This window comes from Bradyrhizobium sp. BWC-3-1 (assembly GCF_032917965.1).
Taxonomy (GTDB): Bacteria; Pseudomonadota; Alphaproteobacteria; order Rhizobiales; family Xanthobacteraceae; genus Bradyrhizobium; species Bradyrhizobium canariense_D.
On sequence record NZ_CP136625.1, the window covers coordinates 3,201,247 to 3,225,457 of the forward strand.

The 24,211-nt window shown below is 63.9% G+C and carries 22 protein-coding genes; 13 read left to right on the forward strand and 9 right to left on the reverse strand.

Features of this window, described 5'->3' with window-relative positions:
• Positions 1 to 74 precede the first annotated feature (74 nt).
• From RX329_RS15260 to flaF, 5 genes are all read left to right on the forward strand, one after another.
• Positions 75 to 2,336, forward strand: a complete 2,262-nt coding sequence (locus RX329_RS15260) for a DUF1522 domain-containing protein (protein WP_317246104.1) — start codon at positions 75 to 77, stop codon at positions 2,334 to 2,336.
• A gap of 358 nt (positions 2,337 to 2,694) precedes the next feature.
• On the forward strand, positions 2,695 to 4,956 hold the full coding sequence (locus tag RX329_RS15265; protein WP_317246105.1) for a DUF1522 domain-containing protein: 2,262 nt from the start codon (positions 2,695 to 2,697) through the stop codon (positions 4,954 to 4,956).
• Positions 4,957 to 5,282: 326 nt separating this feature from the next.
• Positions 5,283 to 7,544: a DUF1522 domain-containing protein gene (locus RX329_RS15270; protein WP_085349423.1), complete on the forward strand. Its 2,262-nt coding sequence runs from the start codon at positions 5,283 to 5,285 to the stop codon at positions 7,542 to 7,544.
• 232 nt (positions 7,545 to 7,776) lie between these two features.
• Positions 7,777 to 10,059, forward strand: coding sequence for a DUF1522 domain-containing protein (locus tag RX329_RS15275; protein ID WP_085358971.1), 2,283 nt, complete (start codon positions 7,777 to 7,779; stop codon positions 10,057 to 10,059).
• A 281-nt stretch (positions 10,060 to 10,340) separates the two neighbouring features.
• Positions 10,341 to 10,709, forward strand: coding sequence for a flagellar biosynthesis regulator FlaF (flaF, locus tag RX329_RS15280; RefSeq protein ID WP_007612319.1), 369 nt, complete (start codon positions 10,341 to 10,343; stop codon positions 10,707 to 10,709).
• A 141-nt stretch (positions 10,710 to 10,850) separates the two neighbouring features.
• Here flaF and RX329_RS15285 read toward each other — a convergent pair whose 3' ends face one another.
• The 4 genes from RX329_RS15285 to RX329_RS15300 all read right to left on the reverse strand — a co-directional run bounded on the left by RX329_RS15285 (position 10,851) and on the right by RX329_RS15300 (position 13,368).
• A complete protein-coding gene (locus RX329_RS15285) occupies positions 10,851 to 11,210 on the reverse strand; it encodes a hypothetical protein (protein ID WP_085349421.1) in 360 nt (119 codons plus the stop codon).
• A gap of 159 nt (positions 11,211 to 11,369) precedes the next feature.
• Complete coding sequence (locus RX329_RS15290) at positions 11,370 to 11,867, reverse strand: hypothetical protein (RefSeq protein ID WP_085358967.1); 498 nt, start codon at positions 11,865 to 11,867, stop codon at positions 11,370 to 11,372.
• Positions 11,868 to 11,878: 11 nt separating this feature from the next.
• On the reverse strand, positions 11,879 to 12,244 hold the full coding sequence (gene flgJ, locus RX329_RS15295; RefSeq protein ID WP_085384327.1) for a flagellar assembly peptidoglycan hydrolase FlgJ: 366 nt from the start codon (positions 12,242 to 12,244) through the stop codon (positions 11,879 to 11,881).
• The gene (locus RX329_RS15300) at positions 12,244 to 13,368 is read right to left on the reverse strand and encodes a flagellar basal body P-ring protein FlgI (protein ID WP_026233176.1); all 1,125 of its coding nucleotides are present in this window, start codon (positions 13,366 to 13,368) and stop codon (positions 12,244 to 12,246) included. Before RX329_RS15300 ends, flgJ begins: the two co-directional genes overlap by 1 nt.
• A 270-nt stretch (positions 13,369 to 13,638) precedes the next feature.
• On the opposite strand from RX329_RS15300, the gene RX329_RS15305 reads away from it, so the two are divergent.
• Positions 13,639 to 14,052, forward strand: coding sequence for a flagellar assembly protein FliX (locus RX329_RS15305; protein WP_085349418.1), 414 nt, complete (start codon positions 13,639 to 13,641; stop codon positions 14,050 to 14,052).
• 4 nt (positions 14,053 to 14,056) lie between these two features.
• Here RX329_RS15305 and RX329_RS15310 read toward each other — a convergent pair whose 3' ends face one another.
• Positions 14,057 to 14,428, reverse strand: a complete 372-nt coding sequence (locus tag RX329_RS15310) for a winged helix-turn-helix transcriptional regulator (protein ID WP_026233175.1) — start codon at positions 14,426 to 14,428, stop codon at positions 14,057 to 14,059.
• Between the two features lie 149 nt (positions 14,429 to 14,577).
• Here RX329_RS15310 and RX329_RS15315 point away from each other — a divergent pair, with 149 nt between their 5' ends.
• The 3 genes from RX329_RS15315 to RX329_RS15325 all read left to right on the forward strand — a co-directional run bounded on the left by RX329_RS15315 (position 14,578) and on the right by RX329_RS15325 (position 17,069).
• The gene (locus RX329_RS15315; protein WP_085349417.1) at positions 14,578 to 15,189 is read left to right on the forward strand and encodes an NAD(P)-dependent oxidoreductase; all 612 of its coding nucleotides are present in this window, start codon (positions 14,578 to 14,580) and stop codon (positions 15,187 to 15,189) included.
• A gap of 215 nt (positions 15,190 to 15,404) precedes the next feature.
• On the forward strand, positions 15,405 to 15,770 hold the full coding sequence (gene dksA / locus RX329_RS15320; RefSeq protein WP_008554760.1) for an RNA polymerase-binding protein DksA: 366 nt from the start codon (positions 15,405 to 15,407) through the stop codon (positions 15,768 to 15,770).
• Positions 15,771 to 16,289: 519 nt separating this feature from the next.
• Positions 16,290 to 17,069, forward strand: coding sequence for a 2-keto-4-pentenoate hydratase (locus tag RX329_RS15325; RefSeq protein ID WP_085349416.1), 780 nt, complete (start codon positions 16,290 to 16,292; stop codon positions 17,067 to 17,069).
• Positions 17,070 to 17,361: 292 nt separating this feature from the next.
• On the opposite strand, the gene flgH is transcribed toward RX329_RS15325, so the two are convergent.
• Genes flgH through flgF form a run of 4 tightly spaced genes read right to left on the reverse strand, consistent with a single transcriptional unit; the run spans position 17,362 to position 20,849 of the window.
• Positions 17,362 to 18,129 carry a flagellar basal body L-ring protein FlgH gene (gene flgH, locus RX329_RS15330; RefSeq protein WP_018456424.1) on the reverse strand — a complete coding sequence of 256 codons (768 nt, stop codon included), beginning with the start codon at positions 18,127 to 18,129 and terminating at the stop codon, positions 17,362 to 17,364.
• Positions 18,130 to 18,132: 3 nt separating this feature from the next.
• The gene (gene flgA, locus RX329_RS15335; RefSeq protein ID WP_317246106.1) at positions 18,133 to 19,272 is read right to left on the reverse strand and encodes a flagellar basal body P-ring formation chaperone FlgA; all 1,140 of its coding nucleotides are present in this window, start codon (positions 19,270 to 19,272) and stop codon (positions 18,133 to 18,135) included.
• 10 nt (positions 19,273 to 19,282) lie between these two features.
• Complete coding sequence (flgG, locus tag RX329_RS15340; RefSeq protein ID WP_007602131.1) at positions 19,283 to 20,071, reverse strand: flagellar basal-body rod protein FlgG; 789 nt, start codon at positions 20,069 to 20,071, stop codon at positions 19,283 to 19,285.
• 16 nt (positions 20,072 to 20,087) lie between these two features.
• Positions 20,088 to 20,849: a flagellar basal-body rod protein FlgF gene (gene flgF, locus RX329_RS15345; protein ID WP_317246107.1), complete on the reverse strand. Its 762-nt coding sequence runs from the start codon at positions 20,847 to 20,849 to the stop codon at positions 20,088 to 20,090.
• A 379-nt stretch (positions 20,850 to 21,228) separates the two neighbouring features.
• On the opposite strand from flgF, the gene fliL reads away from it, so the two are divergent.
• Genes fliL through RX329_RS15365 form a run of 4 tightly spaced genes read left to right on the forward strand, consistent with a single transcriptional unit; the run spans position 21,229 to position 24,162 of the window.
• The gene (fliL, locus tag RX329_RS15350; RefSeq protein ID WP_018456421.1) at positions 21,229 to 21,729 is read left to right on the forward strand and encodes a flagellar basal body-associated protein FliL; all 501 of its coding nucleotides are present in this window, start codon (positions 21,229 to 21,231) and stop codon (positions 21,727 to 21,729) included.
• 19 nt (positions 21,730 to 21,748) lie between these two features.
• Entirely contained in the window at positions 21,749 to 22,951 is a 1,203-nt protein-coding gene (gene fliM, locus RX329_RS15355; RefSeq protein ID WP_018456420.1) for a flagellar motor switch protein FliM, read from the forward strand.
• Complete coding sequence (locus RX329_RS15360) at positions 22,948 to 23,394, forward strand: DUF6468 domain-containing protein (RefSeq protein WP_026233172.1); 447 nt, start codon at positions 22,948 to 22,950, stop codon at positions 23,392 to 23,394. Before fliM ends, RX329_RS15360 begins: the two co-directional genes overlap by 4 nt.
• A 9-nt stretch (positions 23,395 to 23,403) precedes the next feature.
• Complete coding sequence (locus tag RX329_RS15365; RefSeq protein ID WP_085349413.1) at positions 23,404 to 24,162, forward strand: MotE family protein; 759 nt, start codon at positions 23,404 to 23,406, stop codon at positions 24,160 to 24,162.
• The last annotated feature ends 49 nt before the right edge of the window (positions 24,163 to 24,211 follow it).

The window sequence follows — 24,211 nt, forward strand, 5'->3', positions numbered from 1 at the left end:
CCGCCGGTCGCTGGATCACTCGATCCATGCAGACGCGTAACAGTAAGCGTCGTTTACCAGAAAGGTAACACCCAATGTCCGGTATCGTTCTCTCCTCCTCGGTTCGTCAGAACCTCCTCTCCCTCCAGTCCACCGCTGATCTTCTCGCCACCACGCAGAACCGTCTGTCGACCGGCAAGAGCGTCAATTCGGCCCTGGACAATCCCACCAACTTCTTCACGGCACAGTCGCTCGACAACCGCGCCAGCGACATCAACAACCTGCTCGACGGCATCGCCAACGGCGTGCAGGTGCTGCAGGCTGCCAACACCGGCATCACCTCGCTGCAGAAGCTGATCGACAGCGCAAAGTCGATCGCCAACCAGGCGCTGCAGACCACTGTCGGCTATTCCTCGAAGTCCAACGTCTCCACCACGATCGCCGGCGCGACCGCGTCCGATCTGCGTGGCACGACGACCTATGCCAGCTCGACCGCGAGCAGCAACGTGCTGTACTCCGGCGCTGCCGGCGGTACGACCGCTGCGGCTTCGACCACGAAGCTCGGCGGTGTCTCGGGTGTCCTCACCGGCGCCGTGACGCAGGACAACGCCGGTACCCCCGCCAACATCTCCGGCACCACGCTGATCTACGGTGCGAGCGGCGCGCTGACCACGCAGGCCACCACCAAGTTCGCTGACGGCGACACCTTCAGCGTCAACGGCAAGACCGTCACTGTGAAGGCGGCGACCGCCCCGACGGCAGCCAGCCTGATCGGCGGCACCACCGGCGTGCTCGGCAACGTCGTCACCGATACCTCGGGCAACTCGACGGTCTACCTCAACGCCACCACGACGGTCGGCGACTTCGTCAACGCCTTCGATCTCGCCAGCGGCACGCAAACGGCGACGATCACCTCCACCGCGGGTACGGCGGCCTTCGCTCAGACTGCGGGCCAGACCGCATCGAGCATCACGGGCGGTCAGATCTCGCTGCAGAGCACGACCGGCGCCGATCTGGTGCTGACCGGCAAGGCTGACGCCCTGAAGGCGCTGGGCCTCACCGCATCGGTCGGTTCGGGCACCGCGACGGTGCAGGCGAACCGCACCACCGGCACGGGTACGCTGTCCTCGCTGCTCCAGACCAACTCGACGCTGAACGTCAACGGCCATGTCATCAGCTTCAAGGATGGCAATGCGCCCGCGGCGGCCAACGTTCCGGCCGGCTCCGGCGTTGCCGGCAACCTCGTCACCGATGGCAGCGGCAACTCGACCGTCTATCTCGGCGGCGCCACCGCGGCCGACCTCCTGAAGGCGATCGACCTTGCCACCGGCGTGCAGTCTGCGTCCAACGCCAGCGGCACCGCGACGGTGACGACGACGACCGGCCAGATCGCCTCGTCGATCAACTCGAGCGGCCAGCTCAAGATCTCGACCGGCGTTAACGCCGACCTCGCGATCACCGGCACCGGCAACGCGCTGTCGGCGTTCGGCCTGGCCGGCAACACCGGCACGGCCTCGGCCTTCACCGCGGCACGTAGCGCCGGCACGGGTGGCATCAACGGCAAGAGCTTGACCTTCAGCTCCTTCAACGGCGGCACGGCGGTCAACGTCACCTTCGGCGATGGCACCAACGGCACGGTCAAGACGCTCGATCAGCTCAACACGCAGCTCCAGGCCAACAACCTGTCTGCCACGATCGACGCCAACGGCCTGCTCACCATCTCCTCGACGAACGACTACGCGTCTTCGACGCTTGGTTCGGCGGCCGCGGGTGGTGCGATCGGCGGTACGCTGACCTCGTCGCTGACCTTCTCGACCGCTTCTAGCCCGGTCGCTGACAATGTCGCACAGACGACCCGTGCGAACCTGGTCTCGCAGTACAACAACATTCTGAACCAGATCGACACGACCTCGCAGGACTCCTCGTTCAACGGTGTGAACCTGTTGAACGGTGACCAGCTCAAGCTGGTATTCGACGAGACCGGCAAGTCGAACCTGAACATCACGGGTGTGACCTACAACTCCAAGGGTCTCGGCCTCGCCTCGTTGACCAGCGGTGTCGACTTCATCGACAACTCTGCGACCAACAAGGTGCTGTCGAACCTCAACGCCGCCTCGAGCACGCTGCGTTCGGAAGCGTCGAGCCTCGGTTCGAACCTCTCGGTGGTGCAGGTGCGTCAGGACTTCAACAAGAGCCTGATCAACGTGCTGCAGACCGGCTCGTCCAACCTGACCCTGGCCGACACCAACACCGAAGCGGCCAACAGCCAGGCGCTGTCGACCCGCCAGTCCATCGCGGTCTCCGCGCTGTCGCTGGCCAACCAGTCGCAGCAGAGCGTGCTGCAGCTGCTCCGCTAACAAGCGGACGACATCGCAACCAAGACATGGCGGCGGGGCTTCGGCCCCGCCGCTTTCTTTTTGCAACGGCATCAGAGTGCCGCTGGACGAAGTGCGGACGATGCATTCGGATGCAGCCGATTGCTTACCCTGATTATGGTTGACAAGTCGCAAACGCCGGATCGTTGCGCGAAAAAGCGTCATGCTATCATGACGATATGGACGAGCCTGAGATGGCTCCGATCGCTCATATGGTGAATCCGCGCAAGGACTGGCGCGACACGCTTCATGCTTTGTTAGCCGTCTGTGTTCACCGTCCCGGACATCGATTAATCCTAATCGAAGTTTGTTGCGTCGCGTACCAGAAGGGTAACACTCAATGTCCGGTATTGTTCTCTCCTCGTCGGTTCGTCAGAACCTTCTCTCTCTCCAGTCCACCGCTGATCTTCTCGCCACCACCCAAAGCCGCTTGTCGACCGGCAAGAGCGTCAATTCGGCCCTGGACAATCCCACCAACTTCTTCACGGCACAGTCGCTCGACAACCGCGCCAGCGACATCAACAACCTGCTCGACGGCATCGCCAACGGCGTGCAGGTGCTGCAGGCTGCCAACACCGGCATCACCTCGCTGCAGAAGCTGATCGACAGCGCAAAGTCGATCGCCAACCAGGCGCTGCAGACCACTGTCGGCTATTCCTCGAAGTCCAACGTCTCCACCACGATCGCCGGCGCGACCGCGTCCGATCTGCGTGGCACGACGACCTATGCCAGCTCGACCGCGAGCAGCAACGTGCTGTACTCCGGCGCTGCCGGCGGTACGACCGCTGCGGCTTCGACCACGAAGCTCGGCGGTGTCTCGGGTGTCCTCACCGGCGCCGTGACGCAGGACAACGCCGGTACCCCCGCCAACATCTCCGGCACCACGCTGATCTACGGTGCGAGCGGCGCGCTGACCACGCAGGCCACCACCAAGTTCGCTGACGGCGACACCTTCAGCGTCAACGGCAAGACCGTCACTGTGAAGGCGGCGACCGCCCCGACGGCAGCCAGCCTGATCGGCGGCACCACCGGCGTGCTCGGCAACGTCGTCACCGATACCTCGGGCAACTCGACGGTCTACCTCAACGCCACCACGACGGTCGGCGACTTCGTCAACGCCTTCGATCTCGCCAGCGGCACGCAAACGGCGACGATCACCTCCACCGCGGGTACGGCGGCCTTCGCTCAGACTGCGGGCCAGACCGCATCGAGCATCACGGGCGGTCAGATCTCGCTGCAGAGCACGACCGGCGCCGATCTGGTGCTGACCGGCAAGGCTGACGCCCTGAAGGCGCTGGGCCTCACCGCATCGGTCGGTTCGGGCACCGCGACGGTGCAGGCGAACCGCACCACCGGCACGGGTACGCTGTCCTCGCTGCTCCAGACCAACTCGACGCTGAACGTCAACGGCCATGTCATCAGCTTCAAGGATGGCAATGCGCCCGCGGCGGCCAACGTTCCGGCCGGCTCCGGCGTTGCCGGCAACCTCGTCACCGATGGCAGCGGCAACTCGACCGTCTATCTCGGCGGCGCCACCGCGGCCGACCTCCTGAAGGCGATCGACCTTGCCACCGGCGTGCAGTCTGCGTCCAACGCCAGCGGCACCGCGACGGTGACGACGACGACCGGCCAGATCGCCTCGTCGATCAACTCGAGCGGCCAGCTCAAGATCTCGACCGGCGTTAACGCCGACCTCGCGATCACCGGCACCGGCAACGCGCTGTCGGCGTTCGGCCTGGCCGGCAACACCGGCACGGCCTCGGCCTTCACCGCGGCACGTAGCGCCGGCACGGGTGGCATCAACGGCAAGAGCTTGACTTTCAGCTCCTTCAACGGCGGCACGGCGGTCAACGTCACCTTCGGCGATGGCACCAACGGCACGGTCAAGACGCTCGATCAGCTCAACACGCAGCTCCAGGCCAACAACCTGACTGCCACGATCGATGCCAACGGCCTGCTGACCATCAATGCAACCAACGACTACGCGTCTTCGACGCTCGGCTCGGCTTCGGCCGGTGGCGCAATCGGCGGCACGCTGACGAGCGCTCTGACTTTCTCGACGGCTTCGACCCCCGTCCAGGATACGGTTGCCCAGACCTCGCGTGCGAACCTGGTCGGCCAGTACAACAACATCCTTGCGCAGATCGACTCGACCTCGCAGGACTCCTCGTTCAACGGTGTGAACCTGCTGAACGGCGATCAGCTCAAGCTGGTGTTCGACGAGACCGCCAAGTCGAGCTTGAGCATTACGGGTGTGACCTACAACTCCAAGGGTCTGGGTCTCGCCGCGTTGACACAAGGGACGGACTTCATCGACAACGCTGCGACCAACAAGGTGCTGACAAACTTGAACACTGCGTCGAGCACGCTGCGTTCGGAGGCATCGGCACTTGGTTCGAACCTGACCATCGTGCAGGTTCGTCAGGACTTCAACAAGAACCTGATCAACGTGCTGCAGACCGGCTCGTCCAACCTGACCCTGGCCGACACCAACACTGAAGCGGCCAACAGCCAGGCGCTGTCGACCCGCCAGTCCATCGCGGTCTCCGCGCTGTCGCTGGCCAACCAGTCGCAGCAGAGCGTGCTGCAGCTGCTCCGCTAAGAAGCGGACGACATCGCAAGCAAGACATGGCGGCGGGGCTTCGGCCCCGCCGCTTTTTTTCGTGCGTCAGCCGACATTTCGCAGCCACGCAGTGCTCTGAAAAAGTAACCAGTGGTTATGGTTAATGGAGAGTAAGCGCGGATAAATGCCAATGATTTCAGCCTAATTGCCGGCCGCGACTACGCCTTCCGCGCGCTTATGGTGAACCCGCGCTTAATGCGGGCGCGTGTTGTTTCACCCTTTGTTAGCCATGTCGCGGCACGCTGTCCCCGTCACTCGATCCGAAGCGATCGAACGAAGACGCGTAAACCAGAAGGGTAAGAGTTATGTCCGGTATCGTTCTATCCACGTCGGTTCGTCAGAACCTGCTGTCTCTCCAGTCCACCGCCGACCTCCTCGCCACCACGCAGAACCGTCTGTCGACCGGCAGGAGCGTCAATTCGGCCCTGGACAATCCCACCAACTTCTTCACCGCGCAGTCACTCGACAATCGCGCCAGCGACATCAACAATCTGCTCGACGGCATCGCCAATGGCGTGCAGGTACTGCAGGCCGCCAACACCGGGCTGACCTCGCTGCAGAAGCTGATCGACAGCGCAAAGTCGATCGCCAACCAGGCGCTGCAGACCACTGTCGGCTATTCCTCGAAGTCCAGCGTCTCCACCACGATCGCCGGCGCGACTGCTGCTGACCTTCGCGGCACGACTACCTATGCCAGCTCGACCGCGAGCAGCAACGTGCTGTACTCCGGCGCTGCCGGCGGTGCGACCGCTGCGGCTTCGACCACGAAGCTCGGCGGTGTCTCGGGTGTCCTCACCGGCGCCGTGACGCAGGACAACGCCGGTACCCCCGCCAACATCTCCGGCACCACGCTGATCTACGGTGCGAGTGGCGCGCTGACCACGCAGGCCACCACCAAGTTCGCTGACGGCGACACCTTCAGCGTCAACGGTAAGACCGTCACCGTGAAGTCCGCGGCGACCCCAGGTGCAGCCACTCTGATCGGTGGCACCAGCGGTGTCTTCGGCAACGTCGTCACCGACGGCTCCGGCAACTCGACCGTCTACCTCAATGCCAACACCACGGTTGGCGACTTCGTCAACGCCTTCGATCTCGCCAGCGGCACGCAAACGGCGACGATCACCTCCACCGCGGGCACGGCGGCCTTCGCTCAGACTGCGGGCCAGACCGCATCGAGCATCACGGGCGGTCAGATCTCGCTGCAGAGCACGACCGGCGCCGATCTGGTGCTGACCGGCAAGGCTGACGCCCTGAAGGCGCTGGGCCTCACCGCATCGGCGGGTTCGGGCACCGCGACGGTGCAGGCGAACCGCACCACCGGCACCGGTACGCTGTCCTCGCTGCTCCAGACCAGCTCGACGCTGAACGTCGACGGTCATGTCATCAGCTTCAAGGATGGCAATGCGCCGGTTCCGGCCAACGTTCCGGCCGGCTCCGGCGTTGCCGGCAACCTCGTCACCGATGGAAGCGGCAACTCGACCGTCTATCTCGGCGGCGCCACCGTTGCCGACCTCCTGAAGGCGATCGACCTTGCCACCGGCGTGCAGTCTGCATCGAATGCCAGCGGCACCGCGACCGTGACGACGACGACGGGCCAGATCGCCTCGTCGATCAACTTGAGCGGGCAGCTCAAACTCTCGACCGGCGTCAACGCCGACCTCGCGATCACCGGCACTGGGAACGCGCTCGCCGCGTTCGGTCTCGCCGGCAACACCGGCAATGCGTCGGCCTTCACGGCGGCCCGCACGTCCGGCACGGGTGGCATCAACGGCAAGAGCTTGACCTTCAGCTCCTTCAACGGCGGCACGGCGGTCAACGTCACCTTCGGCGACGGCACCAACGGCACGGTCAAGACACTCGATCAGCTCAACTCGCAGCTCCAGGCCAACAATCTGTCCGCGACGATCGATGCCAATGGTCTGCTCACGATTTCTGCCTCGAACGACTATGCGTCCTCGACTCTTGGGTCGACGGTCGCAGGTGGTGCGATCGGCGGTACGCTGACCTCGTCGCTGACCTTCACGACCGCCTCCACTCCGGTGCAGGATGTCGTGGCCCAGTCGACCCGAGCAAACCTGGTCTCGCAGTACAACAACATCCTGAACCAGATCGACACGACCTCGGTCGACTCCTCGTTCAACGGTGTCAACCTGCTGAACGGCGACCAGCTCAAGCTGGTGTTCGACGAGACCGGCAAGTCGAGCCTGAACATCACGGGTGTGACCTACAACTCCAAGGGTCTCGGCCTCGCCTCGCTGAGCGTCGGTGTCGACTTCATCGACAACGCCGCAACCAACAGGGTGCTGTCCAACCTTAACTCGGCGTCCAGCACGCTGCGGTCGGAAGCCTCGGCGCTTGGTTCGAACCTCTCGGTCGTGCAGATCCGTCAGGACTTCAACAAGAACCTGATCAACGTGCTGCAGACCGGCTCGTCCAACCTGACCCTGGCCGACACCAACACTGAAGCGGCCAACAGCCAGGCGCTGTCGACCCGCCAGTCCATCGCGGTCTCGGCGCTGTCGCTGGCCAACACCTCGCAGCAAAGCGTGCTCCAGCTGCTCCGCTAATAAGTATCTGTAATTACAACAATAACTACGAGCGGCGGGGCTTCGGCCCCGCCGCTTTCTTTTTGGCGCAGGAACCGCGTGAGACCGGGGGAGGGGGCGCTAACCCCGCATTAACCGTATCCCTTAAACCGGCGTTAACCATACTTTAAAGGACAGGCTCTAATACTGGACAAAAGCCCGCTTCCAGACCCGCGTGGCCGATTCGTATCCGGTTCAAGAGGAAGACCTGCCAATGTCCAACATCGTTCTCTCGGCGTCCGTTCGCCAGAACCTGTTGTCGCTGCAGTCGACGGCCGACTTGCTGGCCACGACGCAGGAGCGGCTGTCGACCGGCAAGAAGGTCAACACCGCGCTCGACAATCCCACCAACTTCTTCACGGCGCAGGGACTGGATAACCGGGCGAGCGACATCAGCAACCTGCTCGATGGCATCAACAACGGTGTCCAGGTGCTCCAGGCCGCCAACACCGGCATCACCTCGCTGCAGAAGCTGATCGACTCTGCGAAGTCAATCGCCAACCAGGCGCTGCAGACCACGGTCGGCTACTCAACCAAATCGAACGTCTCCACCACGATTCCCGGTGCGACGCCCGCCGATCTCCGCGGCACGACCTCCTATGCCAGCGCGACCGCCAACAGCAACGTGCTTTATACCGGCGCACCTGGCGGCGTGACGCCGGTAACGTCAGGCGCCTCGCTCGGTGCGTCGCTCGGATCGACCGCCGGCACACTGACCGGCGCGGTTGCCAAGGCAGCCGACAACGCCACGAACCTCGCCGGCACCAACACGCTGATCGGGGCGACCGCCGCGACCACGTTCGGATCGTCGCCGGCAGACGGCGACTCGATCACCGTGAACGGTAAGACGGTCACGTTCCGCACCGGTGCTGCACCTTCGGCGCAGCCGACCGGCTGGGGCCTCGACCCGAGCGGCCATATCGCCACGGACGGCACTGGCAATTCGATCATCTACATGGGAACGACTGGCGCTCCCACAGCTACGGTCAATGACCTCCTCAGCGCGGTGGACCTTGCCAGCGGGGTCAAGACAGCGACGATCAGCGCAGGCGCCGCCACGATCGCGACGAGCGGCGCGACAGTCGGTACGGCCCAGACGCCGTCGTCCATTACCGCGGGCGCGGTTACGCTGAAGAGCTCGACCGGTTCCGATTTGAGCGTGACTGGCAAGGCCGACTTCCTGAAGGCGCTCGGACTGACCTCGGCGACCGGCGCAGGCAATGCCAGCGTGAGCGCCAACCGCCAGACGACTGCGGGTTCGCTCGGCAGTCTCGTCAAGGATGGCTCGACGCTGAACATCGACGGCCACACCATTACCTTCAAGAACGCCGAGACGCCGCAATCGGCCACGAGCGTGACCTCCGGCGGCGTTAGCGGCAACATCGTCACCGACGGCAACGGCAACTCGACCATCTATCTCCAGAGCGCGACGCTGACTGACCTGCTCAATTCGATCGACCTTGCTACCGGCGTGAAGACCGCCAGCATCTTCCTGGGTGCCGCGACGCTCTCGACCACCGCAGGCCAGATCCCGTCCTCGGTGAATACCAGCGGCCAGCTGGCGCTCTCGACCGGCATCAACGCCGACCTCTCGATCACCGGCACCGGCAATGCGCTCGCCGCATTCGGCCTCAGCGGCAACACCGGAACGGCGACCGCCTTCAGCGCGGCGCGCACCTCCGGCGTTGGCGGCGTCAGCGGCAAGACGCTCACCTTCAGCTCGTTCAACGGCGGCACGCCGGTGAACGTCACCTTCGGTGACGGCACCAACGGCACGGTCAAGACGCTCGACCAGCTCAACGTGCAGCTTCAGGCCAACCATCTGACGGCGACGATCGACGCCAATGGCGTGCTGACCGTCACCACCGTCAACGAATACGCCTCTTCGACACTCGGTTCGACGGCCGCGGGCGGCGCGGTCGGCGGTACGCTCACCGGTGTGCTCGCCTTCACCACCGCACAGCCCCCGATCCAGGATCCCGTCGCACAGACGGCGCGCTCCGGTCTGGTCAGCCAGTTCAACAACATCCTGGCGCAGATCGACACGACCTCGCAGGACTCCTCCTTCAACGGCGTCAACCTGCTCAACGGCGACACGCTGAAGCTGGTCTTCAACGAGACCGGCAGCTCGACGCTCGGCATCAATGGCGTGGTGTTCAACGCCGCGGGGCTCGGCCTCAGCAATCTCGTCCCCGGCACGGACTTCATCGACAACGGCGCAACCAACAAGGTGCTGACGAGCCTGAACGCGGCCTCGAGCACGCTGCGCTCGGAAGGTTCCGCGCTCGGCTCCAACCTCTCGATCGTGCAGGTGCGCCAGGACTTCTCGAAGAACCTGATCAACGTGCTGCAGACCGGCTCATCCAACCTGACGCTCGCCGACACCAACGAGGAAGCGGCGAACAGCCAGGCGCTGTCGACCCGCCAGTCGATCGCGGTGTCCGCGCTGTCGCTGGCCAACCAGTCGCAACAGAGCGTGCTGCAGCTGCTCCGCTAATCTCGGAGCGCAAGATACTGAATCGGAATATCGCGGCGGGGCTCATGCTCCGCCGTTTTTATTGAGATCGGTAAGGCAGGATCGCGATTGATGCGCATCATGGAAGCGTGTTTACAGCATGCATCCGCGCATCTAGCTTCACGACGAAGGACTCCGGGCCCGTAATTATCCGGAGCCCTTCCAAGCACTCACGTAAGCAAATCTTAAGCGGTGCTGCCTAGGGTCGGGAAAGAAATCCTTAAGCGCGTTCAACGGGCTGGGTAACCTCCAGGGTGTGATTGATGTCGAATTCCGCTGCCTCGGCCTACGCGCGTGTTGCAACGACCACCGCATCTCCTCGCGACATCGAAGCGCAGACCCTGCTCAAGGCCGCGAACAAGCTTCAGGATGCGATCAACAGCGCCGAGCCGTTCAGCGAGCAGACCACGCAGGCTCTGATGTTCAATCGCAAGCTCTGGACGATTTTCCTGAGCGAGGCCATGCGCGAGAACAATCCGCAGCCGATCGACGTCCGGCAGAAGATCGCCAACATCAGCGTGTTCGTGCTGAGCCAGACCGCCGCACTGCAGATGAGCCCGCAGTTCGATCATTTCCGTCCGCTGATCGAGATCAACCGCAATATCGCCGCTGGTCTGTCCGGCCGTCCGTGATCGAGCACGGCTCGTTTCTTCGGCAACACCAAATTCATGCTGACGTATACCGGCAAGACGCAGATCAGGAACGTCGTCACCGGTCCCGCGACCGGTTCGAGCGATCTCGATGTTGCCGTTGCGACGCTCGACGCCTGATTGTCAGGCGTTGCGGTCCGTGCTGGCCGGACGCGAGGGCTCGGATTTCAAATCCTGCGCATGGAAATAGGCCCGCCGGCGCAGCATTGCTTCGTCGGGGAACTGGTTGACCACCGCGTCGGTCCTGTCGTTGACGACCTGGAAGACGAACGACGCCGCCGCCTGGTCGAACACGACCTGGCGTGAGACGTTCTCGTTGCTTCGCAAATCATTGCGTGCAGGCGCGCTCGCCTCGCCAGCGGCCACTGTCTGGCTCACGGGCAGATCGGTTTGTACGGCCTCGTTCGCCGCCGCATTCGACGTCGCTACGATCTGCACGGCAACCGGTATCCCCACCGGCCTGATGCTGAAATCTGTACTCATGGCAGCCTCCTGGTTGCCTCACGTGAGTCAAATCCCAACCCCTCTCAATACGCAACCATGGAACACCGGGATTGAACATCCGGTAAGGAAACGTGCCTAACCGCGCGACGATGTTGCCGCGCGGTTTTTCATAAAATTGTCGCTTGTTGTTGCGCGCGCTCAGAGCGAGCGGCTGACCGCGAGCGGCGTGATGTGGCGCGGGCCCGGCGTGGCGCGTCGTCCCGCGGCCGTATAGGTGTTCGGCACGTTGCGCTTCTGGATCTCGGCGTTGACGCCGCGCACGACGCTCTCCGACACGGCGTGAGCGGTTGCGAGCACGGTGAGGTTGACCTGGAGCATCGCGCGGAATGCATCGTGGTGCCGATGCAGCGTCGAGAGCAGCTCGGGCGCGGATTTGGCGAGCTGGGCTTGGTTCGCCTTCAACCGGGTGACGGCGCCGACATAGTTTCGCGACAGCTCCTGCTTCTTGCTCTCGAGGGTCATCGCCTCGCGGACTTGGCCGGCGCGCACGAGCTCGGTCTCGCGCTCGATCAGACCGAGCAGGGCGCTCATCGCATCCATCAACTGCTCGGCGATCTTGCGCGACTCGGCGCTGCCGGGTGCGGTGTTCGGGCGCTGCGCTTGCACGGGCTGACGCGAGGCGTTGAAATGGTTCATCTCGTTTGACCTTATGCCGTGCGGATCGTTTTTGCCTGCTGCATGATCAGGGTGCGATAGACGTCGCTTGCGATGCCGACGCCGCCGGCGTTGGCGAAGTTCTTGGAATATTGCTCGGTCAGCATCGAGCGCCACACGCCGGTACCAGGCGTGTCGCCGAACGGGCCTTCGCCCTTCAGGCCCGAGGTCATCTGCGAGAACATGCTGTTGAGGAACATCGCCTCGAAGTCGGTGGCGATCTTCTGCGCCTTGGCCTGCTGCTTCGGCGAGACCTTTTGCAGTGCCGCGGCGAGATCGAAGTCCGGCCGGCCATTGCGGCTCTCCACCGAGAAGGCGGAGCTGGCGAGCCGTGCGGTGTTGACCATGCCGGTCTGCATCACATCACCTCGATGTCGGCTTCGATCGCACCGGCGGCCTTGATCGCCTGCAGGATGCTGATGAGATCGCGCGGGCCGATGCCGAGACCGTTAAGGCCGTCGACGAGCTGCTGAAGCGAGACGCCGTCCTTGACGACGGCGAACTTCTTGCCGTCCTCGGTGACGCTGACGCTGCTGCGTGGTGCGACCACGGTCCGCCCCCGCGACAGCGGGTTGGGCTGGCTGACCTGCGGGCTCTCGGAGATCGTGACGGTGAGGTTGCCCTGTGCGACCGCAACGGTGGCGACGCGGACGTCGCGACCCATCACGATGATGCCGCTGCGTTCGTCGATGATGATCTTGGCGGCGAGATCCGGATCGACCTGGAGCTGCTCGATCTCGGTGAGAAAGGCGACGACGTTACCCTTGAACTCCGGCGGGATCGCAAGCTGCACGGTCGATGGGTCGATCGGCTCGGCGGTCTTGACGCCGAGATAGTCGTTGATCGCGGCGGCGATCCGCTTGGCCGTGGTGAAGTCGGCATTGCGTAGCGCAAGCCGGACGTTCGGCAGGCGATTGAGCGCAAATTCGATCTCGCGCTCGATGATGGCACCGTTGACAATGCGTCCGACGGTCGGCACGCCACGCACGATTTTCGCCGCCTCGCCTTCGGCCTGGAAGCCTGAGATCGCGAGCGAGCCCTGTGCGACCGAATAGACGTTGCCGTCGGCGCCGAGGAGCGGGGTGACGAGCAGGGTGCCGCCCTGGAGATTCTTGGCGTCGCCGAGCGCGGAGACGGTGACGTCCATGCGCGTGCCCTGGGTGGCGAAGGCCGGCAGATTGCCTGTCACCATCACGGCGGCGACGTTGCCGGTGCGGATGGTGGCGCCGCGGATGTTGACGCCCATGCGCTCGAGCATCGCTTGCAGCGACTGCTTGGTGAAGGGGATGTTGTTCAGGGTGTCGCCGGTGCCGTTGAGACCGACGACGAGCCCGTAGCCGATGAGCTGGTTCTGCCGCACGCCTTCGATGTTGGCGAGATCCTTGATGCGCGATGTCGCGCTTGCAGAATTGACCGAGAGCGCCAGCGCTGACAGCGCGGCGCAGGCCACCCCCACAAGTCTCACCCAACGAACGCTTGGCATCCTCTGCTCCCCGAGGCTCCTCAAATCAAAGGACCGTCACGACACTCCCATGACGAGCTGGTCCGACGCTGTCCTTGCGAGCACTGTGCCAACTCGGGGCAGCGGGGGTAGGTCGCTGAATAGGTTGAATAAATCTGTTTCGAGCGACCTCAGCCTGCGTTGTCCCTGAGGAGCGAAACTGCCGCCTGTCGGCAGATTTTGCCGAGCTGTTTACGGGCCGTTAACCATAAAACGGCGAATGTGGCGCATCGATCACCCGGATTGCTTCCGATGCGCATCTACGGACCGAACGGCACCACGCTTGGAACGCCGGCCAGCCAGGCCAGGCGGACGAGCTCAGGCACCTTCGTGCTACCCGACACCTCGTCGGCGCCGGAGACGCGAGGCGCCGCCGCACCGAAGGCGGCCGCCAACATCGACGGGCTGCTCGCGCTGCAAGGCATTGAGGAGGATCCCGTCGAGCGTCGCAAGCGCTCGGTCGTGCGCGGAAAGACCGCGCTCGACGTGCTCGACGATCTCAAGATGGGGCTCCTCTCCGGCAAGCTCGACGCCTCGACCGTGATGCGGCTGCGTGACGCTGCGGCGAACCTGAAATCGTCCTCCGGCGATTCCGGCCTGGATTCGGTGCTGTCCGAGATCGAGCTGCGCGTCGAGGTCGAGCTCGCCAAGGCCGGGCAGGCGTAGCGGCTTACGCCGCTTCATCCTTCAACTGCGCGTCATAGCGGCGCTGGGCGGCGAGCACGTCTTTCAGATTCTGTTCGGCCCAATCGCGCAGCGGATCGACGGCGGCGGCGAGCGTCACGCCGAGCTGCGTGATCGAATATTCCACGGTCACCGGCACGGTTGCGATGGCGTGACGCTTGATCAATCCGTCGCGCTCGAGCGACTTGAGAACCTGGCTCAGCATCTTCTGCGAAATGCCTTCGATCGTGCGGCGCAATTGATTGAAGCGCATCGGATCCTCGCGCAGCAGCAGCAGGATCAGCACCGCCCATTTGTCACCGACGCGGTCGAGGATCTGTCGCGTGGGGCAGTTCGCTGCATAGACGTCTGGCTTCATCGTCGGGTCCTCACGATCCATTCCGCTGATTTGCCGGCCGCCGCCGGTTACTCCCGTGTAATCAGGTAAGCACAAAGTGCTCTCTTAACACCAGCGCTCTTTGCGATATTTAGTCACCGTTGGTTACTACAGAAGCAAAGGAGCCTTGCATGAAAATCGCAGTTGCCGGCGCCTCGGGCCGGGCCGGGTCGGAGATCACCAAGGAACTGTCCCGCCGCGGCCACGCGGTTACGGCCATCGCCCGCAACCCGGAGAAGATCGCGGTCCTGCCGAACGCCACGCCGACCAAGGGGGATGTGCTCGACCAGCCAGCCCTTGCCAAGCTGTGGGCCGGGCACGACGTCGCCGTGAGTTCCGTGCACTTCCTGGCCAGCGACGCGCTCAAGCTGATCGGCGCGGCCAAGGACTCCAAGGTCGGCCGTTACCTCGTCGTCGGCGGGGCCGGCAGTCTGGAGGTCGCTCCGGGCGTCAAGCTGGTGACAACTCCCGGTTTTCCGGCTCAGTACAAGGCTGAGGCGGAGGCGGGTTCAGCCTTTCTCGACCTGCTGCGGCAGGAAAAGGAGCTGAACTGGACCTTCATCTCGCCGTCGGCCCTGTTTATCGAGGGAGAGCGCACCGGCAAATTCCGGCTTGGGACGGATCAGCTTCTCGCAGATGCGAACGGAAAGAGCCGGATCACCTTCGCGGATTACGCCATCGCGCTCGCCGACGAGATCGAGCGGCCGGCCCATGAGAGGCAGCGTTTCACGGTCGGCTACTAGGCCGTCGGCCGCTCCCGGGCCCTCCAGGATAAAGCTTCCTGTGCAAGGGCTTGGGGGCGCCGGTCGGGCGATCAGGGAAACATTGTCTGTCACAGGAGGCCGCTATATAACGCCCCGCTCAGCGGACCCCGTTCCGTGTACGAGTCGTTGCTTAGACAGATAGGCCGCCCTTGGAAAAGTTGAAAAACTACCGACCGACCGAAAAAGAGCCTTTCATGAACGACAGGCAGAAGGAGTACTTCCGCCTGAAGCTCCTCGCCTGGAAGGATGAGATCCTCAAAGAGTCCAAGCTCACCCTGCAAGCCCTGCAGGAGGAGAATGTGAACCACCCCGATCTCGCCGATCGGGCATCGTCCGAAACCGACCGCGCCATCGAGCTCCGTGCCCGCGACCGCCAGCGCAAGTTGATCGCCAAGATCGACGCCGCGCTCCAGCGTATCGAGGACAACACCTACGGCTATTGCGAGGACACCGGCGAGCCGATCTCGTTAAAGCGGCTCGAGGCCCGTCCCATCGCGACGCTTTCGGTGGAGGCGCAGGAGCGCCACGAGAAACGCGAGAAGGTCTATCGCGACGAATAGAGTGCGAGCCGCAGCGATGCGGCTCTTTGTTTTTTGAACGCAAGGTGCGCCTTTTCGCGCCGTGATCAGCATTTTGCCTGTCGCTTGCAACCGCGCGTTTAGGCGCGCGGGCGCAATCGCGAAAAGTGAATCGCGATCAATGGGCTAGACTCAACTCCTCCGAACTCACGTGAGTTCGGATGAGAAACAGCCTTCACTTCAGGTGCGAGAGGTTTTGCGAGTCGCATCAAGGACATCGACTCGAATGCTGAGGCGCTGATCCAGCAGCTTCATACATTGCTGCAATCAGGCCTGTTGCGACGCTACAAGGCGTGCATCCCCATAAAGCCCGGACCAGCTCAATATTTCCTTAAACGCCGGCGCCGCCCGTGAGGCTTGCCATGATGTGGACGATCAGCGTCCGCATCTCATCCAGCCTGGGCTGGCATGACCTGCTGCCGCGCGCGCCCTGCGCTTGTCACGCCCCGGCGGGGATGCTGAAGTGCCGCCCTCGATTGTGGTGTGTAGGAGCCGGCGCCGATGGACAGAATTCTCGCAGCCGCAAAGGCGATCGCGCTGGCCCGCCGCAACCATGCGCCGCTCGCGGCGCTCGAAGTTCCTCCGGCCGATGAAGCCGAGGGCTATCAGGTCCAGCGGGCGCTGCACGATCTGCTGCTGCCGCATGCCGGCCCGCTGGTCGGTTACAAGATCGGCTGCACCAGCCAGGTGATGCAGGATTACATCGGGATTCCACACCCATGCGGCGGCGGCGTGTTCCAGAAAGGCGTGCACGACAGCGGCGTGCAGCTCGCGGCTGCCGACTATGTCCGCGTCGGCGTCGAATGCGAGATCGCGGTGCGGCTGAAGCGCAATCTCGCGGCCGGCGAGGCGCCGTTCACGGCCGAATGGGTCGGCGAAGCCGTCGAGGCCTATCATCCCGCGATCGAGATCGTCGACGACCGCTATGTGAAGTGGGAAACGATGGGCGCGCCGACGTTGATCGCCGACGATTTCTTCGCCGCCGGCTGCGTGTTGGGCGAGATCGTGCCGCGCTCGTCGGTGCCGGACCTGAAGGCCATCAAAGGCCGCGCTATCGTCAACGGCGAAGAGGTCAGCCACGGCACCGGCGCCGACGTGCTCGGCCATCCCCACAACGCACTCGCCTGGCTCGCCAACCATCTGGCCGCCGAGGGCAAGGGCCTTCACGCGGGAGAGCTCGTGCTGACGGGGAGCCTGGTCAAGACGCTGTGGCTGAAGGCCGGCGACAAGGTGCGGATGGAGCTGGACGGGCTGGGAACGGTGGAGGCGGAGTTTACGTAGGCGCCGCGGGCACTGCGTCGTCATTCCCCGCGAAGGCGGGGAATCCAGTACGCCGCGGCTTCTCGGTTCATCGCTGACGTCTCGAAATACTGGATCGCCCGCCTTCGCGGGTGATGACAGTCGAGGGGGCGGAGAGGGGATAGCGGCGTCGCTACAATCGCGCGTCGCTGAGCGCTGTATGCAGCCATCGCCAAAATACATGCGGCCCTCGCCAGGGGAGCTAGCGAGGGCCGCGTCGTACATCGTCGTCCGCGCCTAGGTTCGCGAACACGATGTGGGAGCTCGGGAGAAGCTAGAAGGGCAGCAGCACGTCCATGACTTGCTGGCCGTAGCGCGGTTGCTGCACGTCCATGATCTGGCCGCGGCCGCCGTAGGCGATGCGGGCCTGCGCGATCTTGGTGGAATCGATTGTGTTGTCGCTCTGGATGTCTTCGGGACGGACGATGCCGGCGACGATGAGCTCGCGGATTTCGTAGTTGACGCGGATCTCCTGCTTGCCTTCGACCACGAGGTTGCCGTTGGGCAGGACCTGGGTGACGACCGCCGCGACGTTGGTCTGCAACGCTTCCTTGCGGTCCACGCTTCCTTTGCCCTCGCTGGACGCGGTCGAGTCGGCGGTGAGGATACGGCCGGGCAACACCTTCTGCGCTTGGGCCCCCAATGTCTTGGCGCCGATGAAGTCGGTGATCCCGGAATCTTCCTTGTTGGTGCGGCTGCGCTGGGTGTCGTTTTCGATATTGGCCTTGTCGGTGATGTTCACGGCCACCGTCAGGATGTCGCCGACCTGATGGGCACGCTGGTCCTTGAAGAAGGCCCGGCTGCCGCTGCGCCACAGCGAGTTCGGATTGTAGGAGGCGACCTCGGGCTTCGGCATCGGCATCTGCACCGGCTTGTAACCGGGCTGCGTCGTCGGATTGTCGATCGCCGACAACTTCGGCTGCTCGCCGATCTGCGACAGACGGTCGATCGAGGAGCAGCCGCTCGCCAGCGCGCACGTCGCCAGCAGCAGGGCAGAGATCGCGATGCGACGGGGACGAAAAGCCGAACTGAACGTGGACATGACTTACTCTGACTTGGCTGGAGCTTGCGAGACGCGAACTTGCGGGATCTGGGCTTGTGCGATCTGGGCCGGGGATGCCGGGGTCTGGACTAGGTTCCGGACGAGGGCTGCGGTATCGACGGGGGCGGGCGCCTCGTCGCGCTTGAGCGAGGAGGTCTGCTCGACCGCGGCCGGCATCGGCGCGGCCTGGCTGGCGCCCTGGACCGTCACCTGGCCGCGGCCGGTGACGACGCCGCTGAGCGTGCGCTTGGTCTGCAGGTTGAGCACGCTGATGGTATCGCCCTCGGCGCCGCTCTCGATCGCCTTGCCGCGCGTGGTGAGATAGATTCCGGGAACTTGGTAGATGACGGTGACGTTCTGGTCGCGCTGCACGAAGTCGGGCTTGACGATGTCGGCGACGCGGATCGGCGTCCCCGCCCGCATCGGCCGGCGCAACTGCATGCCGAGCGTGCGATCGCGCGAGGCGGCCTCACCGGTGATCTCGGCCTTCGGCCGCCGCTCCATGGCGACATCGGACGCCTTCAGGAGATCGACGCGGTCGATGTCGCGCGTCAGCACGGCCACTTCCACCGTTTCGGTCGCGGTGCCGGTGAAACGCAGCTTGGTCGGTGCCGGATTATTGTCGTTGTTGATCTCGAAGGCGATGTCGAAACGGCCGCTGCGGGCGTCGTAGCGGGTTGCCACCGGCTGCAGCACGCCGGTGTTGGAGGCATCCAGCCGCATGTCGGCAATGCCGCGGTCGAACGTGACGGTGATGTTGGCGGCATCGCCAAGTCCAAAGCGGCGCTCGAGCGCCGAGGCGACCGCGGTCTCGAGGTCCTTGTTCACGAGCGTGCGGGCGAGACGGGTGACCTGGACCTCCTTGATGTCGCCGGTCATCACGCCGATCACCTGCTTTGCGCGCAACACCGCCAGCACGTGGGCGACCGGCAGCGCCCCGGTGGTGCCGGGATCGGGCGAGCGGTAGACCGGGATCAGCGCGGCCGAGCCGGCATTGTCGATGAGATCGCCGACCCGCACCACGTCCGAGGTCACGGTGATGCTCGCGCGCAGCGTCGGCGTCGCGATGAAGTCGTCGGCGGCCCGTGCGGGCAGCGCCAGCACGAGGAGAGCGGAGATCGTGGCGAGGGTGGTGCGGATCATCGTCATCACCTCAGCGGAACAACGCCGTGGTCGACTGCATCATCTGGTCGGCGGCGCTGATCACCTTGGCGTTCATCTCGTAGGCGCGCTGGGCGGCGATCAGGTCGCTCATCTCCGAGACGACGTCGACATTGGCCTGCTCGAGGCTGCTCTGGGTGATGTTGCCGAAGCCCTCGGAGCTCGCGGTACCGTCCTGCGGCGGGCCGGAGGAGGGCGTCTCGGTGAACTGATTGTTGCCGACCGGCTGGAGGCCCGCCTTGTTGATGAATCGGGTCAGGCCGATCTGGCCCTGGACGGCCGAGGTCGACGAACCTGGCAGCGTCACCGAGACCTGGCCCTGCACGTTGATGGTGAGGCCCGAGGCGTTGTTCGGGATCGTAATCGTCGGTTGCACCGGGTTGCCCTGCGCCGTGACGATGCGCCCCTGATTGTCCATCTGGAAGGTGCCGTCGCGGGTGTACTGGTAGCTGCCGTCGGGCATCAGGATCTTGAAGAAACCTTCGCCCGTGATGGCCATGTCGAGGTCGTTGCCGGTCTGCGACAGCGTGCCCTGGGTCATGCTGCGCGGCGTGCCGACGGTCTTGACGCCGCCGCCGATGTCAACGCCGACCGGCAGGATGGTGCCCTGGTCGGACGACTGGGCGCCGACCCGGCGGACGTGTTCGTAGATCAGGTCCTGGAACGCCGCGGTCTGCTTCTTGAAGCCGGTGGTGCGCAGGTTGGCGATGTTGTTGGAGATCACCTGAACGTTGAGTTCCTGTGCCGCCATTCCGGTTGCTGCGGTGTGAAGCGCCTGCATGTCAGTTCTCCCTCAATCAGGCCGGAACGTCGGCGAGCTTCTCGATCGCCGACTTGTGCATGTCACTCTGCTGCTGGAGCAGGTTGGCGATGGCGGTGTAGCTGCGCATGACTTCGACCATGCGGCTCATCTCACCGACCGAGTTCACATTCGACTTCTCGACATAGCCCTGCTGCACGGTCGACTTGGTGTCGGCCTGCGGGACCGCGGAGCCGATGTCATAAAGGTTGGCGCCAAGCTTGGTCAGCTTGGCCGGATCGTCGAACGAGGCCATGCGGATCTTGCCGCGGATCGAATCGTTTTTGGCCGTGCCCTCGAGCACCGTGACGGTGCCGTCCGGCGCGACGTTGATGTCGTGGTCGGTCGGCTGGAAGGTGATCGGGCCGCTGGTGCCCAGCACGAGGTTGCCGTCGGAGGTGACGAGCTGGCCGGTGCTGTTGAGCGAGAATTTTCCGTCGCGGGTGTAGCGCTCGGCGCCATTGGCCTGAACCGCGAAATAGGCGTTGCCGCTGATCGCCATGTCGAGCGGATTCTTGGTCGGCTCCATCGGCCCCTGGCCGACGTCGCGGAAGGTGCCGCGGTCCTGCACATAGGAGACCCGGCGGTCGGCGCCGACGAAATTGTCCTCACGCGCGTTCGAGTTGAGGTACTCCTCGAACAGCGAATGATCGGCCTTGAAGCCGTTGGTGTTGGCGTTGGCGACGTTGTTGGCGATGACATCCATCTGCCGTTCCAACGTCATCTGTCGTGACAAGCCGATCAGAAGCGCGTTCTGCATCGGAAATCTCCCCTGAGTGAGATCTGCCAGCTCGCTCTCCCAAGCGCATTGGCCGATCCCGTGAACGAGACCTCGGGTTCTCCCAAACCCTGGGTCTCGGTCCTTTCTCAGCGAAACTCGTGCCAAGCTGGAAAATTGTGTAATTTCAGGATCTTGATTGTTTTTCGAGGGCGCGGAGAGGCGGCAGAAAGGGTCTGTTAGCCATGTTTACCCGGCAGATTTTTCCTAGCGAAGGCCCAATCGAAAGGTTCCGTTAACCATTATTACCGTAGCGTTTGCGCGTAAGAGGAGCACTGCGCTGGGGCATTTGTATCGCGTCACTGTCTGCCAGGAGCTTCGCTCTTTCGACCCCTTTGAGAGATGAGCGAGCGCGGCGATCATGGCAGAGAATGAAGCGGAAGGCGGCGCAGCCGCCGACGGCGCGGAAGCCGCTCCGCCCAAGAACAAGTTCAAGCTGATGATCATGGTGGTGGGCCTGCTCGCCGTTCTCGGCGGCGGCGCCGCGACCTGGTTCTTCTTTTTCCGTCACGGCGACGACGAGCATCACGCCGAGGCGGCGCCTCCGCCGAAGCCGCCGTCTTTCGTCGAGGTTCCCGACATCATGGTCAACCTCGCCGGCGCGCCGGGCGAGCGCGTGCAATATCTGAAGCTCAAGATCGTGCTGGAGCTGAAGGAAGAGAAGCAGGTCGAGGCGATCAAGCCGACGATGCCGCGCATCACCGACATCTTCCAGACCTATGCGCGCGAGCTCCGCTCGTCCGACCTCAACGGTTCCGCCGGCATCTTCCGCCTCAAGGAAGAGCTGACCAAGCGCGTCAACGCCGCGGTTGCTCCGGTCCAGGTCAGCGCGGTGCTGTTCAAGGAAGTTGTGATCCAGTGAGCATGACGGGCTAGGGATCATGGCAGGCACCGACCAACCAGACCAGGATGCAATTGCCGCCCAATGGGAGGCCTCGCTCGATTCCGAGGATCCCGCTGAGGCCGCGAAGGCTGCTGCGGAAAACGAACTATCCGAGACCATGGCCCTGCAATGGGCGGCCATGGTCGAGGATGGCAGCCGCGATCTCGGCGCCGGCAAGAATTCCGGCGAACGCGTGCTGTCGCAGGAGGAGATCGATAACCTCCTCGGCTTCGCGGTCGGCGACGTCACGCTCGACGATCATTCCGGCATTCGCGCCATCATCGATTCGGCGATGGTCTCCTACGAGCGTCTGCCGATGCTCGAAATCGTCTTCGACCGCCTGGTGCGGTTGCTGACGACGTCCTTACGCAATTTCACCTCCGACAACGTCGAAGTCTCGCTCGACCGCATCACCTCGGTGCGCTTCGGCGACTACATGAACTCGATCCCGCTGCCCGCCGTCCTCACCGTCTTCAAGGCCGAAGAGTGGGACAATTTCGGCATGGCCGTGGTCGACTCCAGCCTGATCTACTCGATGATCGACGTGCTGCTCGGCGGCCGTCGCGGCTCGAGCCAGCTGCGCATCGAGGGACGGCCCTACACCACGATCGAGACAGAGTTGGTCAAGCGATTGGTCGAAGTCGTCATGGCCGATGCCGAACAGGCGTTCCGGCCGCTGTCGCCGGTGACCTTCACCATCGACCGCCTCGAGACCAACCCACGTTTCGCCGCGATCAGCCGTCCTGCCAACGCCGCGATCCTGGTGCGCCTGCGCATCGACATGGAAGATCGCGGCGGCAACATCGAGCTCTTGCTGCCTTACGCGACCATCGAGCCGATCCGGGGCGTCCTGCTCCAGATGTTCATGGGCGAAAAGTTCGGCCGCGACCAGATCTGGGAAGGCCATTTCGCCACCGAGATCGTCCAGGCCGAGATCTCCGTCGACGCCGTGCTCTACGAAGCCGACATTCCGCTCAAGCAGCTGATGCGGTTAAAGGTCGGCGACACGCTGCCGCTGGACATGCGCGCGGATGCCAGCGTCACCGTTCGCTGCGGCGACGTCACCATCACCGAAGGACGCATGGGCCGGGTCGGCGACCGCGTCGCGATACGGGTGACGAAACCCTTGCGCAAGCCAAGTACGACACTTGCGATGTTCGAAAAGGTCGACGAGCAGAACAAGATGATGGAGGCCCCATGAACCACTCCCTGGGAATGGCGATCGAGACGCTGGTGGCTATCCTGCTGATGCTGACCATCGTCTACTGCGTCACGCTCAACAAGCGACTGACGCGGCTGAAGGCGGACGAGCATTCGCTGAAGGCGGTCATCGGCGAGCTGATCACCGCAACCGAGATCGCCGAGCGCGCGATCGGCGGGCTGAAGCTCGCCGTGCGCGACGTCAACGAGAACCTCGGCAGCCAGCTTGCGGCGGCGACCCAGATGTCCGAGCAGCTCTACAAGCAGCTCGGCGAAGCCGACAACGTGGTGCGGCGCCTGTCCAAGATCGCAATCGCTGCGCGCCCCGTGACGAACCCGGAAACGGTCGCCGCGCCCGCAGCCAAGCCTTCATCGGCGAAGGCGGTGGCGGCTGCGGCCGAAGCCTTCTCCGAGCGCCGACGATCCAACGGTCTTGCGGCATAAAGTCAGGGTATGAAGTCTTTTCGCAACATCCGCGTCATTCCGATCGTGCTGGTTGCCGTCGCTGGCCTGGCCACGCTGAAGGTCACGGGTCTTGTGATCAACGGCGGCTATGTCTTCGACTACAAGCCGAGCCAGACCAAGAAGTCGTGGGCGCAGGAGAATCTGAACTTCCCGGCCAGCCGCGAGGATCCCGATATCACGGGCTCGACCCATGGCGCGCCGAAGGAGGCGCCGAAGCCGGCCGCACCCGACACCAAGTCCGAAGGCGCCGCGGTCAAGGAGGAAGCCCAGCCGCAGATCTCCGCCTCGGAACGGGCGATCCTGGAACGCCTGCAGTCGCGTCGCCAGGAGATCGAGGCCCGCCAGCGCGAGATCGACATCCGCGAGAGCCTGTTGAAATCCGCCGAGAAGCGCATCGAAAACAAGGTCGAGGAGATGAAGGCGGTAGAAACCCGTATCTCCGCGACGCAGGCCGAGCAGAAGGCCGCCGAAGCCCAGCGCATGAAGGGCCTCGTCACCATGTATGAGGGCATGAAGCCCAAGGACGCCGCGCGGGTCTTTGACCGGCTCGAGATGGGCGTGCTGATCGAGATCGCCTCGCAGATCGCGCCGCGAAAAATGTCGGACATCATGGGATTGATGTCCCCGGAGGCCGCCGAGCGGCTGACGGTCGAGATGGCCCGCAGGGCCAATGGCGGCGGCGATCAGTCCGCCTCGGCCGGCGAGCTGCCCAAGATCGACGGCAGGCCGACGCAAAAGCCGAATTGAGGGCTCATACTTAAGAAGTCCTTAATTGCCAAAATCTACAGTCTGGGGC